A 16,716-nucleotide genomic window follows, 5' to 3' on the forward strand; every position below is an offset into this window, starting at 1 on the left:
AGTTTAAAGTGGCTAAGATTTAACGCTTAGCCACTTTTTTAACCATTATTTCGGGTCCAAAGCCATTTTAATTCTTTGCAAAACGTCCTGCAAATGATATCTGGTAATTTTGTCCGTAGATTTTGCAATGGCAGCCTGCAAAGATGGTTTCAGACTTTCCAAATGTGCACGCGCAACAGACGGCAAGTCTGTTTTTTCAAGCTCAACAACTCTTGTCGAATAGCCATAAGTAATGCCCACGGGAACCGAAAGCACATTCGCTTTTGCCGGTTTCAGCAGATCAATCAACTTTTCTGTATACACCTTCTGCAAATTCCGGCGGTGCAGATCAATGCTCTTGCCAGTTTTCACTTCCAACCAAATCCCGCTTTCGAGATCTGAGAAAAGGTCATCAAGCGTGTAATTTTTGCTTGAAACACCTGTCTCCATTAATCTCACCGCGCGATCTCCTGCGAAAAGCGTTGTTAATGCGTATTCCTGCAATGCCTTAACCGCTTCAACACCCGTTTCCGGCTTGATTTTACTCAAAATATTTTGATCCAAAAGCCATGTAGGCGTTTTGAATAACTGATTATTTAAAAATGCAACTGCCTCTTTCTGAGTTGATTTTGGAACAGTTTCAAATGTTGAGCCTTCCATGTCATAAGTGGTCGGATTGTCATAAATGCCCCCAACATTCTTCATCACATGGCCCAGATAACGGCGATATTGTGAAACCACATTGGCATAAATTTCGTCGAGCTCTTTATAACTTTCGCCATCTTCGCGGCTCCATTCAATTAGGTTAGGAAGGATCCTTTTCAGGTTTTTAATGCCGTATTCGGAAGCTTTCATCGCATTATCGCTCAAATCTTCCGTTTGATAACGCGGATCATAAGGACTAATTTCCGTTCCAAAATGCAGTCGTGCATCCTTATAAGCCTCTTTGGTCATGGCATTCAACAGCGCCTTTTCAGACTTTACATCTTTGCAATCTGTAAAATTGCTGTAACCCCATTTGATCGCCCACTTGTCGTAATCGCCGATTCTTGGAAAAAGATTGGTAATGCTGTCTTCCGGCTGCGCGACATAATTGAAACGTGCATAATCCATAATCGAAGCTGTGTGACCGTGCTCATCAATCCACGCTTTATCGCGCAATTTCTCGACAGGCGTCGCTGAACTTGCGCCCATATTGTGCCTTAATCCCAATGTATGGCCGATTTCGTGGGAAGAAACGAAGCGCACGAGCTGGCCCATCAACTCATCGTCAAACTTCTTTGTGCGCGCTTTTGGGTCCACGGCGCCGGCCTGTATAATGTACCAGTTGCGCAGCAAACGCATTACATTGTGATACCAGCCAATGTGGCTTTCCAGGATTTCGCCACTCCGCGGGTCATGCACATTAGGCCCGTAAGCGTTCTGAATGTCCGCGGCAAAGTAGCGGATCACCGAATAACGCGCGTCTTCAAGGCTCATTGTTGTATCGCTTTCGGGCCAGTATTCGCCTTTGATCGCATTTTTCCAGCCAGCCTCTTCAAACGCAACCTGCCAGTCGTCCACGCCCGCTTTCAAATATTTACGCCATTTTTCGGGCGTTGCGGGATCAATGTAATAAACGATCGGTTTTTTGGGCTCAATCAATTCACCGTTCTTCTGACGCGCCGCATCCTCTGCATTTTTGGGTTCTAAGCGCCATCTTACCGCAAAAACTTCCGTGTCAGATCTTTGTGATTCCTCTCCAAAAATCGCGTATTGATTGGCGAAATAGCCCACGCGGCTGTCAAAAATGCGTTTCCGCATAGGTGTTTCAGGAAGCAAAATCAATGACGTGTTCATTTCCATTGTAACCACTCCTGCGTCCAATCCCGAAGGCAAATATTGTCCAATTGATGGGATAGGGGAGGTCGTGAGCAATTGCGGCGTCACAGAAAACGTCTTAACCGTCCTGATTTCGGTGTTTATCGGAAACGAGCGAATCTTTTCAATATAGGAAGCTTCTTTCTTGAAAGCAGTTAATTTGAGTAATTGCTTGCTGACTGAGCTCAATGAAAACACCTGATTATCAGCATTAAAGAAGTCGGTAATGTCAATAACGGACGATTTTCCTTTTGGATCTTTCTTCTCAGCTTTTATATCAAAAACACCAATAATAGGGTCGGAATTAGAATTTTTAACCGCTTGAAATATCGGCTTAGTGCTGTCCGGGCTGGCCACAACGACGGTCACCGAACGCAGCAGCAGATTATCATCCATTCCTTTTTCCCAACGGATCATTTGCCGGTTAACTTCTTCGCCACCAAAAATGCCTCCGCCCGCAGCTGTTTTTGCATAACGCGTAACGGCCATAATGTCCTTATTGAGCAATGAATCGGGGATTTCGAAATACCACTTTTCATCCATCTTATGCACCGAAATCATCCCTTTCTGACTCACAGCACTCGTATCGATCAAATCTTTAAAAGCCTTGGGACCTTTTTTCTTGTCGTCTTTCAGCTTCTCTTTTACAGCCGTTGCCATCGCGTCAACGGCTTTTTCAATTTTTACTTCTTCTTTCTTTTCTTCCTTTTTTTTCTTTTGAGCAAGGGCCTGGTTTAGACATAGGCATGTGAGTCCCGAAAGCAGGACATAACGAAAAAATCTCATAGAGTTGGTTTATTTTTTACTTACAAAAATAGAAGATTGTCCCGTAGGACTACTAAATTAATTCGATCACGTTAATAAAGTTTCAGGGGGGACTATCTGGATAGCAATTCGGCGACAACACCTTCTTTCAATGCATAGCTTGAAATTTGCATCTGACTGATTCCGTAGCTTTTAAGGACATAATCAATCAGGCACATTGCAACTACGATCATGTCGACCCGGAGTTCGATCATGCCTGGAATTCGCAATCTTTCTTCGTGATTTCCGGACAAAATGAGGGCATATATCCGGTAAAATTCTTCGAGAGGCAATTGGAAATCAGTCTGGCTTTTGGGCGGCCAGTCGTTCTGCCGGAAGTGAAAATCAATGTCAACCAATGTATCAAACGTTCCCGAAGATCCAACGATTTTTTCAGGAGAATATTGGTGCACTGCGTTGTGAAGTGGGATAAGATTTTCCTGGAAATAGTTGTACAGCTTTTTTCTGTCAGCTTGCGAAAGCGGATCGTTGCGCATGAACTTTTCCATCAGCCGCTGACCACCAATTTCAAAGCTTTGTTTCCAAAAAATCTGTTCGCTGTTTCCAATGATAAACTCGACGCTGCCGCCGCCGATATCCATGATCAGAGCAGGCGCAAGGCCGATATTGGCACCGGCACGGACGCCCTTATAAATGTATTCCGCTTCGCGATTGCCGTCAATAACGGTAATGTTGATTCCTGTTTTGTCTAAAATTGCAGCGCAAAAATCGGCCTTGTTATCCGCATTGCGGATTGCGCTTGTGCCAAATGCAAAGGTGTTCTGATCCGTAACGCCGTGTGCGTTGAGCTGCTCGCGAAAATAATACAGCACGTTGAGTGCGCGTTGCAATGCTTCTGGCGTGATGATTTTTTGATTAATGCCACCCAGGCCAATGCGCGCCGGCCTGCTTTCGTGAAAAACATTTGTGACAGCATCGCCGTTTTTTTCTACTATGAGCAGGTGAAAAGTGTTGGTTCCTAAATCAATTATTCCCAGTCGCGAGCTCATATCGGGCATTTAATCTGTTAAAAGCTTTTTCTTCAATGTAATGATCACAAAATTAACCTAATAATAATTACTTATTTCTTGATTTTCTGTTTGATATATCTTTTCTTTGCAGTCCGATTTCAGAAACCAATTCAAGAACATTATATTCTATAAGCATGCTTATTATAAACATTAAAGACAACGAATCGATTGACCGCGCTCTTAAGCGTTACAAGAAGAAATTTGAAAGAACTGGAACAATGCGCCAGCTTCGTGCCCGTACTGCTTTCGAAAAACCATCTGTAAGACGTCGTTTCGAAGTTTTGCGTGCAGTTTACAAAGAAAAAACTTACGGTCACCTAGAAGACTAGTTCTCAGGAATGGTGTTCTGAAAGGCCCGATAGGATTATTATATCCATATCATAAAAAAGAGCTGTCTTGTTTAAGGCAGCTCTTTTTTGTACGTTAGAACCATGATAACGTCATTCCTGGATTTCTTGAAATTCGAAAAAAGAGCAAGTGTCCATACGGTAAAATCTTACCAGACTGATCTGGACCAGTTTCAAAAATATCTTTTGTTTCAATACGAACTGGAAAAACCGGAAGAAGCGAAAGGCCCGATGCTTCGATCGTGGGTTGTCAGTCTGATGGAAGAGGGGTTGAATCCGACATCCATTAACCGCAAAATTGCTTCACTTCGCACGTTTTATGGTTTTTTAAAACGAAAAAAGATCATTTCCCAGGATCCAACCAAAATCCTTTCAGCATTAAAAACAAGAAAGAAGCTTCCGGCTTTTGTGGAAGAAAAAAGCCATGGAAACCCTGTTCCAGGAAGACACTTTTATCGAAGATTTTGAAGGCGTTCGTGATCGCACGATCATGGAGTTGCTTTATGGAAGCGGAATCCGGCTTGCGGAACTGGTTAGTTTAGGCATCGACGATTTGAATTTGCCCGCACGAACAATCCGGGTTTTTGGTAAAAGATCGAAAGAACGGATTGTGCCCATATCCACCGGACTTGCGGAACTGCTCACCAAATATACTGACACTTCGCGCACCCGAGGAAGACACAAAAGCACTTATAATCACCGACTCAGGAAAGGCCGTTTACCCTGTTTTTGTGCAAAGGACAGTCACGAAATATCTTTCTGCTGTGACTACACTTTCCCAAAAAAGCCCGCACGTTCTGCGTCACACGTATGCGACCCATTTGCTCAATCGCGGTGCGGATCTGAATGCGATTAAGGAACTTCTGGGCCATGCGAATCTGGCTGCGACTCAGATCTACACGCATAACTCCATCGAAAAGCTCAAAAAAACGCATCAACAAGCCCATCCAAAAGCCTGAAACCGATTTTTTAGAAGTATATTTGCCTCAATTGCAGTTTCCAGAATATAATTTTGTCACTCCAGTATGAATAACAGTTTCCAGGACGCGGTTGTAACGAAGTACAATATTTTTAATAGTCTTTTTCTGAGTTTACCGTACCGCGGGATTTTTCAGACGGGCTCATTATTACCCATACTAACCCAGCAAAGTGAAATCGGATTTCAAGAAGGAAAGTCTCCGAGAGAGATCATAGAGCACTTTTTCTCAGAATTGCTGGAAACTGCTACGCCTAAGGAAAGAGCAGATCTTCTTTTTGCATTTATCCAATATATTGAAAGGCAGGTCGTGCTTTTCGATTCCGTTGAAGATGCCGCTTTTGACCAAACGCATGACCTTACCGGAAAGGGCTCTGTTAATTATCTGACCGACCGTCTGGATAATGATGAGCTCAGGAAAAAACTGCTGACGAAATTGGAAGATTTCAGTGTCAGAATCGTCCTTACTGCACATCCGACGCAGTTTTATTCTGGGAAAGTGCTGGGCATTATCAATGACCTGGAAGACGCGATCAAGAAAAACGATTTTACCGAAGTAAATCAGTTGCTGCTGCAATTGGGCAAAACTGCATTCATCAATCACGAAAAGCCAACGCCTTTCGATGAAGCGGTGAGCCTTTGCTGGTTTCTTGAAAATGTATATTATGATGCGATTCCGGCTATTCTGGAAAAGCTCATCAACGGCCTCGGCATGAGTGTGCACGACTGGCCTTATCCGAATGTTTACCGACTGGGCTTCTGGCCGGGCGGCGACCGTGATGGAAATCCGTTTGTGAATCCTGAAATCACGCTGCAAGTCGCGGCAAGATTGCGTGAAACACTTTTGAGAGGTTATTACCGCGATTTAAGACAATTGAAACGCAGGCTGACATTCAAAGGAGTGGATGAGGCGATTGGATTGGCCGAGCGCAAGATGAATAGCACGATCTTCGGGCCGTTTGAAGAGGGTTATGCCAATGCGCAGGAATTAATCGACGAATTGTTGAAATCTCGCGAAGTTCTTGTTACAAAACATCAGGGCCTTTTCGTGGAGTTGCTTGACAATTTTATTCTCAAACTGAACATTTTTGGTTTCTTCTTCGCCAGTCTCGATGTGCGACAAGATAGCCGTAAGCACGCAAAAGCTTGGGAAGACATTCTCAAAAGACTTAGAGAAAAAGATTCCGTTACTAAAATATAGCGATTACGAAAGCTGGGACGAGGCCAAGAAAATCGACCTTTTGCTCTCACTGAACATTCCTTTGCGGGATGAAGATTATGAGGACGAACTGACGAAAGACATTCTCGGCTCAATTCGTGCTATCAAAACGATTCAGGAAAGAAATGGTGAAAAAGGTGCTCACCGTTATGTAATTAGTAATAACACGTCTGCATTGAATGTGATGCAGGTTGTGGCACTTGCCAAAAATCTGATTGCAGACGAACAGGGTAAGCTTGCGGTGGACGTTGTGCCGCTTTTTGAAACCGTTGATGATTTGGCCAATGCGCCGGAAATTATGCGGTCGCTTTACGAAAACGAATATTATCGTAATCATTTGCAAAACCGTGAAAATCACCAGACGATCATGGTTGGGTTCTCCGACGGGACAAAAGATGGCGGTTATTTACGAGCAAACTGGTCGATTTACAGAGCCAAAGAAACTTACCAAGGTTTCCCGCGAATTTGGAATTAAGGTGACATTCTTCGATGGTCGTGGAGGTCCTCCTGCACGTGGCGGTGGCAATAACCATAATTTTTACTCGTCACTTGGAACTGAGATTGAGGATAAAGAAATACAATTAACGGTTCAGGGTCAGACGATTAGTTCTAATTATGGAACGGTTACGACGGCAATGTACAATCTGGAAAGATTGTTTACGGCTGGTCTGGAAAATCACCTTTTCCGTGACAATCGCGTTGAAGACGAGCTAAGTGGAGAAGATAAGATCTTGATCGAGGAAATGGCGGAATCGGCTTATAACTCTTATCTTGACTTAAAAAACCACCCAATGTTTGTGAAATATCTGGACAAAAAGACGCCTTTGCGTTTTTATGGACAAACGAACATTGGAAGTCGACCGACAAAGCGTGGCAACGATGATGAAGGTTTGAAATTTGAGGATTTGCGCGCGATTCCGTTCGTAGGATCGTGGGCGCAAATGAAGCAGAATGTGCCCGGTTTTTATGGGTTTGGATCTTCGATTCAGCAACTAGAAAAGGAAGGCAGAAAGGATCAGATCAAGCAGCTTTACAAAAAGTCGCTGTTTTTCCGGACGCTGATCGAAAACTCAATGCAGTCACTTTCGAAAGCATTTTTCCCAGCCACAAAATATTTGCGCGACGAGGATGATTACAGAGAGTTTTGGGACAAAATGTACAATGAATTCCTTTTGACGCGCGATCTGCTTCTCGACGTGTCGGGACAAAAGGAGTTGCTGGACAGCAATAATGTCACCAAAGTCTCGATCAAAACCCGCGAAAGGATCGTTCTCCCATTGATTACAATCCAGCAATACGCATTGCAAATGCTCGCAGAAGACCCAAAAAATCTCCCTGTGGACGTTGAAACATACAATCAACTGATCATGCGGGCCATGTTTGGTATTATCAATGCCGCGCGGAACTCAGCTTAGAAGCTAGATTATAAATTTTTAAATGCTCCTGAACATTGAAGTTGTTCAGGAGCATTTTTGGTTTTAGAGGCTTTATTGCTGATCGTCTGGATATTTTAAAGATGATGGTTCATGCGTTGCTGAATCTTAGTGTGAAATCGTCCATTCGTAAATCTTAATGTATCCTCATAAGAGTTAAAGGATCTTTTCGATCTTAAAACATACGTTACATTGAACCGGCCTTTTATTTCCCTGTTCCCATTTTCCTGGCATTCATCAATCTGTAAAAAATTGTCTTCTGAATGCAGGACCTCATACTGATCTCTGAACATATCGAAATCTATAGAATGTAGTTAGGGTAGAAGAATACAGACATAGAGTCTACGCCCTCCTCATTTTGCGGCAGAACCTTATAACGGCCTATTTTAGCTGGAATGTCTGTGAAATAAAGATCCTGTTCGAGAACCCCATCGGAATCAAAAAGTAACGAGTAGACAAAAACTTTTTTGTATTCTGACGAATCGAGCTCATCAAATCCTCGAACAGCCTGAAATGCGTTGGAAAATGTCTTTTCCCATGACCGACCGTTGACCTTCGCTGTAAAATGTCCCCAGGAGTTTTCAGGCATCGCAAAATCGCTTTGGCAGCCAACGAGAAAGAACGACGCAAATAGTTGACAGATAAACTGGTTGTTCTTCATATCGGGTTTATTTTAAGATTAGTATCCTCTTAATCTCAACTACTTTATTTCTTGTCAGCTTGACGAAATAGGCGCCGCTTGGCAAACTTTCGACATTCCATTTTCGGAATTGCCGACCTGGCTTTACAGTTGTAGTTTGGCTTGTTAAAGCTGCAACGAGTCGACCAGCATTGTCCATAATATCTAACGAAATGTCAGAACCTGTTTCGAAGTTGAAGCTTATATCGACATACTCGATTGCTGGATTTGGCTTTACCTGAAAGTCTTGCAGTTCAATATTTAATGAATCCTCTGGAATGGTGCTGATTTTGAAAGGCTTTGGCACTTGCGAAGTTACTGCAATGAATGCTGAAACAGATTTTCCATTTCCTGTAACCGTGGCCTTGATCCAGATTTTCTGAGTCTGATAAAAATACCAGGTGAAAATATCCGTAGTCGTTGATGAAAGAAGATAGTTAATGCCGTCGTAACTGTAATGCCAGACTATTGAGTACGGTGCAGAACCACAACTGTAAGTCAATTCGTAATTCTTCCCGCCGGGCGTTGTCACAAATGTTGGACCGTCTACATAGGCTACAAATTCGGGTAGTGGGTTCGGTCTAAACCCTCCGACAGAAGTATGTGTATCTATAATCCTTTGTGCATTATTATTATCTGAAAGTGTGCCGGTTGACTTGCCTCCGACGCTGATGTTGGGGTTAGAAAAATTTAAAAGGCGATTGCTTCCATCGATGGTATTATTGCTCATTAATGTTCGGTCGGTCACATTTCCCAAGCCATTCTTTATATTGTATCCCTGAGCAAATTGTGGATTGCCTGCTTCGCCATCATGCCTGCATCCAAAAATGTGTCCAACCTCGTGCGCGAAGGTCTTATTAGTAATTGCATTGAGAATTTGAACAATAGAGTATGCAGTTGCATTGTTGAAAAACGGCAGTGCTGTTGCTCCTCTGGCACCATAATCACCATCTGTAAACAGGACAACAAGATCAGCTTGATATTGGTTACGCAAACTTTGAGCAGTGGCGTTATTAGCCAATTTTGTAACATCACCTGACAACTGAGATTTTACTTCAAGAAAATTTAAGGGTGCTACACCCGCCAATGTTAATACTGCATTGCTTGTAATACCACTATTATAAATCGTGCTATTATACTGTGCAACAGATAGATTTGCCTGGTCAACAATCGTAGCCACATCGCCTGCAAGCGCCAGCGCCTTCGGCGTGTATAATACAAGCACTCGAGGGCTTATCAGTGGTTGGCAGGGGTTCATCTTTGCGTTTGCATAAAAGCGCGGTGTTTGCTCAGCTTCCTGCGGCGATATTCGCCCGCCTGCCGGATGCTCACTTGTGTCAGCACAGCCCACATCACCAGCCCTTGTCATGTCAATCACTCGCAAACAATACACACCACTAGGTGCGGGAAAGATTTCATAAATACCGTCCGGGGTGGATAAATGGGCAGTGATACGGCCTACTTTTGAGAGAATTATGACTGTTCCGCGGTTATCATCTGTTTTACCAATCCATTCGTAATCAGAGGCAGAATGATACTTTACTTCGCTTGCCTCTGCAATGATAGGCTTGTCTTTGCCTGGAATTTCTAAGGTGAGAATGCCTTCTTTTTGAGAAGTTGCGATTGGATTTAAATGAATGAAATGATAAGTCGAAATGTCCGGATTCTTTTTTAGCCGGGCAATGTATGCGTGCATTTCCGGATTGTCTGGAATTGCGTTCTCAGGAAGAACCTCTATGAATTTGACAGTCTGACCAAAAACAGAATTCAAAAAGGAAATCGCAATCAGCGTAGACAGTATGAGGTTTGCCGCTAGTAGCGTAAATGTTCTTTGCATATCATTGAAGTAATAAGTTTAAGAATTGATCCGTCGAATCTTATCTTTTTTCGATGTAATTCTATCAACCAATTATCAGGGAGCATCTTCGGGTTATTTCCCGGTTGCCTGTCAACAGAGTGAATCGATTTACCTTAACTTTTTCTATGCAATAATTAGTAGACGAATAGTTGGAGCGGCTTATAATTGTAATCAATACTCAACTGTTACCGAACCTTCAACTAAAACTCAACATGACTCATCATTCTGATCAGCGTGCCTATTTTTTTAAAATAGACACGACTATCAAAAAAATCCGCAACGCTTTACAAAAGCAGCTAACAGAGGCTGGTTTTGACCTTACAGTAGACCAATGGGTGCTGATAGACCATATTTTCAGGAGACAGGGAATTAGTCAGAACGAACTTGCAGAGCTTACTTTTAAAGATCCGCCAACCGTTACCCGCATCATTGACCTGCTCGAAAAAAAAGGATTGGTAGAACGCGGCCCCGCTGCCGGTGACCGCCGCAAGTTCAATTTGTTCCTCACCAAGTCCGGTGAAGCGACTTATAACGAGGCATTTCCTATCGTGGCGGACATTCGCAGGAAGGGCTGGGGAAGCTTGAATGATTCCGATTATCAGCATTTTGTCCGCATTATGGACTCTATTTATCAAAACTTCACCTGACCGCCTCAGCAAAAAATATTTCAATCGTAAATGGGAGACTAACAGCAACTTGCGTTATTCTCCCTTTTTTGTTTTAAACCTTTATGCGATCCCTGCATCTAAACTTCGTTGGCAATTAGTTTTGACGCTTTACAACGTTATGCCCGTCGCCAGCATCTCTACTTACATTAACATTCATTTTTATTAAGCCATGAAAAAAATTATTTTAGGTTCCCTGCTTGCCGCTATCAGCTTTATCCCTGCATTTTCTCAAATAAAATACGAGCAGCAAATCCCTTCTCCCAGAATAGAAGTGGCAGGTTTTGCAGAAATGGAAGTTGTTCCGGATGAGATTTACTTCAATGTTTCGCTCAGAGAATATTTTGAAGACGAGAAAAATCAAAAGAACAAAGTTTCTATCAGCACACTTGAAAAGCAGTTTCTCAAAGCTGTTACGGATGCAGGATTGCCCAAAGAAGCATTGTCTGTCAGCGGGTTGGGCGGATATCAGGAATATACTGATAAGAAAAAGAAGCCTGCAACTTTTCTTGAAAGCAAGCAATATGAATTGAAAGTGAGCGGCCCGGACAAGTTGGACGGCATTTTGTCAAAAGTGGAAAGCCGTGGTGTTCAGTATGCGAATGTGTCGCGTGTGGACCATTCTAAAAGAGAAGAGTTTAAAAAGCAGGTCAAAATTGATGCTTTGAAAGCTGCGAAAGTGAAAGCCGAATATCTGGTTGCTTCGCTGGATGAAAAGCTGGGAAAAGTGCTTGAGATTAAAGAGCTTGATGAGAACCTGTATTTTCCGCAACCGATGTTCGCCAAGGCCAACATGAGAACGCTTGCTCAGTCTGAGGCAGCGGACGTTGCGCCGGAAAGCGACATTCAATATCAAAAAATCAAAATCAGTTACCGCATGCAGGCTGCTTTTGAAATAAAATAAGGTTAGTGTGGCAGGGTCGGCATAGTTTTTTCTTAGTTCCGGTTTGCGCATTTAGCGTGCCTTTTTGTAACAAACATTAGTTTCTTTAAATTTATCTTAAACTAAGTAACTGGAAATCATGAGCAGTAACGCAAAACACCTTGCCACCTTTATTCTTGGTGCAGCTGCCGGGGTCGCAGCGCACAAATATCTTCAAAGCGAAGAGGGCGAAAAGCTTTTGGAAGACCTGAAAACAAAAGCCAACAATTTAAAGGCTGATGCAGAAGGTGCGATCGATAAAGCGCCGGAGTATTTTGAAGAGCTAAAAGCAAAAGGGGCAGATTCGCTGAAAGGCAGTTTTCCTGATGCCGAGAACTTTTTTAAAGAGCTTTACGATAAATTCGTGGGCAACAAGGGCACTGCCGAAACACCTGAGCAGGCACCCGTTACGCCCGATCCAATTTCCTGATTTAATAAGCATACAAAAGGCCGGATATGACTTAAAAGTCTTATTCGGCCTTTTTTGTTAGCAATTGATTGATTTGCGCATACTGCAAAAGCATAATCGTTTTTGCATCCGGAATCTCGCCAGATTGCATCATTTGCAGGGATTTCTGGAAGTCGATTTCCAGAACCTCAATGTTCTCCTGCTCATTATCAGCGCCGCCGCCTTCATTCACCTTCATATCATCCGCATATTCGGCTACGAAAAAATAGAGAATTTCCGTAACAGACCCTGGCGACATGTAGGCTTCGAATATTTTCTCAACGGCCGTAATCTTGTATCCGGTCTCTTCCTCTGTTTCTCTCCTAATGCAATCTTCCGGATTGTCTTTGTCCAATAATCCTGCACAAGCCTCGATTAACATGCCTGATTCATTTCCATTTATGAAAGTTGGCAAGCGGAATTGTCTGGTTAATAGCACAGTCTGCTTTTCTTTGTTATAAAGCAAAATTACCGCCCCATTTCCACGGTCATATGCCTCGCGTGATTGACGCTCCCATTCCCCGTCAGCGCGCTGATAGTCAAATGTGTATTTTTTTAATGTATACCAATTGTCAGACAGCACCTGTTCGTCGACAATCTTTACGCGTTCGTTCTTCATAGTGATCAATATTGATTATTTATGATTTATTCTGATCAAATGTATGCAAACATTCACGTAAAAAAAATCCTCCAGAAGATCGATTATTCAATGGTCATTTTTATATTGAACGCATGATGGAAAATTTGAAGTCCGCTGCTTACTGGATTGAGCATTATAAGCTGAGCCCGCATCCTGAGGGAGGTTATTATTCGGAAACTTACAGGTCTGCCGAAAGCATTGCGCAAAACGCACTGCCAAGCCGGTTCACTGGTGACCGGTCATTTTCAACGGGAATTTATTTCTTATTGGAATCGCATAACTTTTCGGCATTCCACCGGATTCAGGCGGATGAAATGTGGCATTTTTATGCGGGCGACGCATTGGAGATTTTTGTTATTCAGGAAACAGGCCAGCTAGAAATCATCCGGTTAGGGTATGATCCTGAAAATGGAGAAACTTTTCAAGCTGTGGTTCCGGCAGGTGCATGGTTTGCATCGCGCCCAGCCAAAGGCTCAGGTTACGCGCTGGTTGGCTGCACCGTAGCGCCCGGCTTTGATTTTGCCGATTTTGAAATGGCCGAAAGAGGCGCGCTACAAAATGCTTATCCCGAATTGAAGCAAATAATAAGCGAGCTGACGAGAACGTAAAATGCAGGTTAGTTAACCTGCATTTTGGACCAGTAAGGCTTGGAAACAGTCTTATCCGGGAACACGGCTGTCACTTCATACTGACCGGCTGCCAGATTTTTTGGAAGCAAATATTTGCCGACAGGATAACTTACGCCCGCTATCGCCCAATTGACAACAGCCAATTCTGGTTTCAACTCAATGGTCGATGCGGCGCTTTTCAGGCGTAAAATGGGCAGTTTGTTTACATCAAATTTTGTGCTGGCCGTGCCAAATTCAACCGGAGAAGGCTTTACATAAATGGTTTCGCCTTTCTTGAATGCAAGTCGCTCAGCATTACGGGTTAAGGCCAGCATTACATCGCCTTTCCAAACTGATTCAATGGTTTTAACTTCCTTGGAAGAAAAATACAATGCGCTTTTGCCAATAACCTTCTCGCCTTCCAAAAAAGACAGCGAATACGAACCTTCTGGAATGTTGGCAGGGAGCTTATCCACTACGAGCTCATTGGTGCTTGTAAACTTGGCAGGAACTGAAATAGGCGTAGCCAGGAAATCGCTGGCAAACCTTACGCTGTATTTTGCTGACGGAATAAAAAAGCCGCCAGTTGCAAAAAGGGAATCCTTAGTTGTGTAGACAAACTTATTGTCACGCGCAATGCTCACAAACGGCTCGCCTCTCGTAAATTTAACGCCTTCAAAAACAACTGCTGGCTGATCTTTAAAAACCACCTCCAAGGCAACCTGATCTTCATTCACCAGCTTTTCGATTTCTTGCAGCTGAACGTTTTTCTGATTGGAATACAATGATGTTTCGGTTTCAAAGCCCGTTTTGCGGTTGATTGCTTTCAAGACCGGCACAGCCTCATCCGGCCGGGATGGAAAACTTCCGACGCCTGAAATATATTTGAATGGAAACGCAAACCCGTTGGTATTTACGGTGATTTCTTTATTTACAAGCTCAATTTTAGGGCTTCCGGCGATGTTGAAAAACACGGTAAAATAACCTGCATATTTGTCTTCTTTGTCCCGCAATGTAAACGTTAGCGGATCGCGCCCCTGGAAATTGTAGTTAAGCACATTGCTCGTAGCCGGTTTTCCCGAACTGTCCACCAGCACAACATTCTCGTGCAAAACAAGCTTCACTTCTGCGGTGCCGCTAGTATAACTTTCAGGAAAAGTGACAACGACATGCTTCTTTGTTGAATCATAAGTCACTTCCTTTGAGTCGGTTACGTTCACCGTTTTTAGCAATAAAATAGAGCCGTTAGGAATCTGGACCTCAGGGCTGGGCGACTTGTCGTCTGAATCTTTCTTACAGCTTGCCATTGCGGCAGAAGCGAGTAAAAAAAGGAATATATATTTTTTCATTACGAGAAAACTAGCAGGTTGATAACATTCTTCGAGTCGCGAAGTAAGCCCCAAGAGAAATAAAATACAACTTATGGGCGTAAAAATGGACGTCTTATATATAACGTCGAAATGTTAGTAACCGATACTCGTGTCATCACCTCTCGGATCAGACCCACCTTCCAGACTGCCGTCGGGCAGCACCAGGATACAATCCATGCGACCTATCGTATTGCGCTGTTGTTCAAGAATATATCCTTTTTCTTGAAGCTTTTTAACCGTTCCTTCTGAAAATGCATTGGCTTCAAAAGTGGTTTTGTCAGGCAACCATTGGTGGTGAAATTTGAGTGCATTAACCGATTCCTGCATCGTCATGCCGTGTTCCAGCACATTCAGAATCGTTTGATACACAGACGTTATGATCGTCGAGCCGCCCGGTGTTCCCACCACCATAAGGAGCTTTCCATCTTTTTCAATAATGGTCGGCGTCATGGACGATAACATTCTTTTTCCCGGTGCAATGGCATTTGCTTTGTTTCCGATAAGGCCATACATGTTCGGCGCGCCGGCTTTTACGCTGAAATCGTCCATTTCATTATTCATAAAAAACCCGCCGCCCTTGATCACAACCCGGCTTCCGTAACCGCCGTTTAGTGTAGTTGTGAGTGAAATTGCATTGCCTTCTTTGTCAACAATGGAAAAATGCGTTGTTTCCAGACTTTCGTAACCCGGCAAAACACCACCCGAAATGTTCTTGCTGTCCGTTGCTTTATTCCAATCAAAATCCGCCCAGCGCTGGCTGAGATAATCTTTGCTGATCAAAGCCTCGGTTGGCACTTTGACAAAATCAGGGTCACCCAAAAACTTAGCCCGGTCTGCATACACGCGGCGTTCAGCCTCGATCATAACCTGGATTGTAGAATCGCTGTGCCATCCCCATTTTCGCAAAGGATGCTGCTCTGTAAGCCGCATAAGCTGTAATAATGCGATGCCACCGCTCGAAGGAGGCGCCATTGTAATGACATTATAGTCTTTATATCGCTCAGAAATCGTCTCCCGCCACTGTGCATTGTAATCGGCAAGGTCCTTTTTGGTGATGATCCCTTCGTTATGCTTATTAATGTCCTTAACCAGGCGCCGCGCGGTTTTTCCCTTGTAAAATCCATCGTGGCCGTTCTTCTGGATCCGCTTCAACACTTTGCTCAAATCTTTCTGAACGAGCAGATCACCGGCAGCCCAGTCTCTTCCAGCGGGATTGATAAAATATTTGGTGCCGGGATTTTGTTCCAAAAGGTCACTTTTGATTGCATTAAGGCCCCGCGCTTCACGTGCTGTCTGGATCACACCTTTTTCAGCGAGGTCAATAGCAGGTTGTAAAAGCTGTTTCCACGGTAATTTTCCATGTTTTGCGTGCGCCTCAGCCATTCCCGCCACAGATCCCGGCACGCCGGAAGCCAGTCTGCCCAATATGCTTGATTCCGGGATGACATTGCCATCTTTATCCAGATACATGTCCGCGTGTCCTTTTGCCGGAGCTTTTTCACGAAAATCAATGCTGTAACTTTTACCCGATTTATCTCTTAAAACCAAGAAACCGCCGCCACCAATATTTCCTGCGGATGGATGCACAACCGCGAGTGCAAATTGAACAGCAACTGCCGCATCCACAGCATTTCCACCCGCTTTCAGAATTTCCACACCGACTTTCGATGCGTCCGGATGTGCCGTCGCAACCATGCCGTTTTGTGCGATCACACCTTTTCTATCACTGTAGAATGGTTTCTGATTAGGGTCGTCAGACAGGAATTGATAAAATCCCGTAGATTCCTGAACAGGCTTCTGCGCAGCCACGAATCCAGGTAAAATACCAATTATTAATGCAATCTTATAGCGTAAGGTCATAACAGGAGTGTTAAAAT

Annotated in this window: 12 protein-coding genes and 2 pseudogenes; 7 read left to right on the forward strand and 7 right to left on the reverse strand. The window is 43.6% G+C overall.

The genetic code is table 11. The features are described 5' to 3' along the window. Positions 1-45: 45 nt before the first annotated feature. Together AC0IYG_RS29000 and AC0IYG_RS29005 are read right to left on the reverse strand one after the other, a co-directional pair. A complete protein-coding gene (locus tag AC0IYG_RS29000; protein ID WP_471714538.1) occupies positions 46-2,625 on the reverse strand; it encodes a zinc-dependent metalloprotease in 2,580 nt (859 codons plus the stop codon). 92 nt (positions 2,626-2,717) lie between these two features. Further along, a complete protein-coding gene (locus AC0IYG_RS29005; protein WP_471714539.1) occupies positions 2,718-3,653 on the reverse strand; it encodes a Ppx/GppA phosphatase family protein in 936 nt (311 codons plus the stop codon). Between the two features lie 155 nt (positions 3,654-3,808). Here AC0IYG_RS29005 and rpsU point away from each other — a divergent pair, with 155 nt between their 5' ends. From rpsU to AC0IYG_RS29020, 3 genes and pseudogenes are all read left to right on the forward strand, one after another. Continuing rightward, positions 3,809-4,003: a 30S ribosomal protein S21 gene (gene rpsU / locus AC0IYG_RS29010; protein WP_026629542.1), complete on the forward strand. Its 195-nt coding sequence runs from the start codon at positions 3,809-3,811 to the stop codon at positions 4,001-4,003. A 102-nt stretch (positions 4,004-4,105) separates the two neighbouring features. Next, positions 4,106-4,980 (forward strand): annotated as a pseudogene (locus tag AC0IYG_RS29015) (tyrosine-type recombinase/integrase). Positions 4,981-5,046: 66 nt separating this feature from the next. Next, positions 5,047-7,631: pseudogene (locus AC0IYG_RS29020) on the forward strand (phosphoenolpyruvate carboxylase). A 319-nt stretch (positions 7,632-7,950) separates the two neighbouring features. On the opposite strand, the gene AC0IYG_RS29025 reads toward AC0IYG_RS29020, so the two are convergent. Both AC0IYG_RS29025 and AC0IYG_RS29030 read right to left on the reverse strand, forming a co-directional pair. After that, on the reverse strand, positions 7,951-8,310 hold the full coding sequence (locus AC0IYG_RS29025; RefSeq protein ID WP_471714540.1) for a hypothetical protein: 360 nt from the start codon (positions 8,308-8,310) through the stop codon (positions 7,951-7,953). 7 nt (positions 8,311-8,317) lie between these two features. Further along, positions 8,318-10,165 (reverse strand): M12 family metallo-peptidase, encoded by a 1,848-nt coding sequence (locus AC0IYG_RS29030; protein WP_471714541.1) that lies wholly within the window; start codon positions 10,163-10,165, stop codon positions 8,318-8,320. 233 nt (positions 10,166-10,398) lie between these two features. On the opposite strand from AC0IYG_RS29030, the gene AC0IYG_RS29035 reads away from it, so the two are divergent. From AC0IYG_RS29035 to AC0IYG_RS29045, 3 genes are all read left to right on the forward strand, one after another. Next, positions 10,399-10,833 (forward strand): MarR family winged helix-turn-helix transcriptional regulator, encoded by a 435-nt coding sequence (locus AC0IYG_RS29035; protein WP_471714542.1) that lies wholly within the window; start codon positions 10,399-10,401, stop codon positions 10,831-10,833. 190 nt (positions 10,834-11,023) lie between these two features. Continuing rightward, the gene (locus AC0IYG_RS29040) at positions 11,024-11,755 is read left to right on the forward strand and encodes an SIMPL domain-containing protein (protein ID WP_471714543.1); all 732 of its coding nucleotides are present in this window, start codon (positions 11,024-11,026) and stop codon (positions 11,753-11,755) included. A 118-nt stretch (positions 11,756-11,873) separates the two neighbouring features. Then, the gene (locus AC0IYG_RS29045; protein WP_471714544.1) at positions 11,874-12,203 is read left to right on the forward strand and encodes a YtxH domain-containing protein; all 330 of its coding nucleotides are present in this window, start codon (positions 11,874-11,876) and stop codon (positions 12,201-12,203) included. 40 nt (positions 12,204-12,243) lie between these two features. On the opposite strand, the gene nudK is transcribed toward AC0IYG_RS29045, so the two are convergent. Next, positions 12,244-12,840 carry a GDP-mannose pyrophosphatase NudK gene (gene nudK, locus AC0IYG_RS29050; RefSeq protein WP_471714545.1) on the reverse strand — a complete coding sequence of 199 codons (597 nt, stop codon included), beginning with the start codon at positions 12,838-12,840 and terminating at the stop codon, positions 12,244-12,246. A 113-nt stretch (positions 12,841-12,953) separates the two neighbouring features. Between nudK and AC0IYG_RS29055 the strand changes: the two genes are divergently transcribed. Beyond that, entirely contained in the window at positions 12,954-13,469 is a 516-nt protein-coding gene (locus AC0IYG_RS29055) for a cupin domain-containing protein (protein ID WP_471714546.1), read from the forward strand. Positions 13,470-13,477: 8 nt separating this feature from the next. On the opposite strand, the gene AC0IYG_RS29060 is transcribed toward AC0IYG_RS29055, so the two are convergent. Together AC0IYG_RS29060 and ggt are read right to left on the reverse strand one after the other, a co-directional pair. After that, on the reverse strand, positions 13,478-14,818 hold the full coding sequence (locus tag AC0IYG_RS29060) for a hypothetical protein (RefSeq protein ID WP_471714547.1): 1,341 nt from the start codon (positions 14,816-14,818) through the stop codon (positions 13,478-13,480). A gap of 114 nt (positions 14,819-14,932) precedes the next feature. Then, on the reverse strand, positions 14,933-16,699 hold the full coding sequence (gene ggt, locus AC0IYG_RS29065; protein ID WP_471714548.1) for a gamma-glutamyltransferase: 1,767 nt from the start codon (positions 16,697-16,699) through the stop codon (positions 14,933-14,935). Positions 16,700-16,716: the final 17 nt, after the last annotated feature.

It is taken from the genome of Dyadobacter sp. AC419, from assembly GCF_979253085.1.

Coding starts and splice junctions, on each gene's coding strand:
- AC0IYG_RS29030 (WP_471714541.1), bottom strand. CDS start 10,165: ATGCAAAGAACATTTACGCTACTAGCGGCAAACCTCATACTGTCTACG.
- AC0IYG_RS29025 (WP_471714540.1), bottom strand. CDS start 8,310: ATGAAGAACAACCAGTTTATCTGTCAACTATTTGCGTCGTTCTTTCTC.
- AC0IYG_RS29060 (WP_471714547.1), bottom strand. CDS start 14,818: ATGAAAAAATATATATTCCTTTTTTTACTCGCTTCTGCCGCAATGGCA.
- ggt (WP_471714548.1), bottom strand. CDS start 16,699: ATGACCTTACGCTATAAGATTGCATTAATAATTGGTATTTTACCTGGA.
- AC0IYG_RS29035 (WP_471714542.1), top strand. CDS start 10,399: ATGACTCATCATTCTGATCAGCGTGCCTATTTTTTTAAAATAGACACG.
- nudK (WP_471714545.1), bottom strand. CDS start 12,840: ATGAAGAACGAACGCGTAAAGATTGTCGACGAACAGGTGCTGTCTGAC.
- rpsU (WP_026629542.1), top strand. CDS start 3,809: ATGCTTATTATAAACATTAAAGACAACGAATCGATTGACCGCGCTCTT.
- AC0IYG_RS29000 (WP_471714538.1), bottom strand. CDS start 2,625: ATGAGATTTTTTCGTTATGTCCTGCTTTCGGGACTCACATGCCTATGT.
- AC0IYG_RS29045 (WP_471714544.1), top strand. CDS start 11,874: ATGAGCAGTAACGCAAAACACCTTGCCACCTTTATTCTTGGTGCAGCT.
- AC0IYG_RS29055 (WP_471714546.1), top strand. CDS start 12,954: ATGATGGAAAATTTGAAGTCCGCTGCTTACTGGATTGAGCATTATAAG.
- AC0IYG_RS29040 (WP_471714543.1), top strand. CDS start 11,024: ATGAAAAAAATTATTTTAGGTTCCCTGCTTGCCGCTATCAGCTTTATC.
- AC0IYG_RS29005 (WP_471714539.1), bottom strand. CDS start 3,653: ATGAGCTCGCGACTGGGAATAATTGATTTAGGAACCAACACTTTTCAC.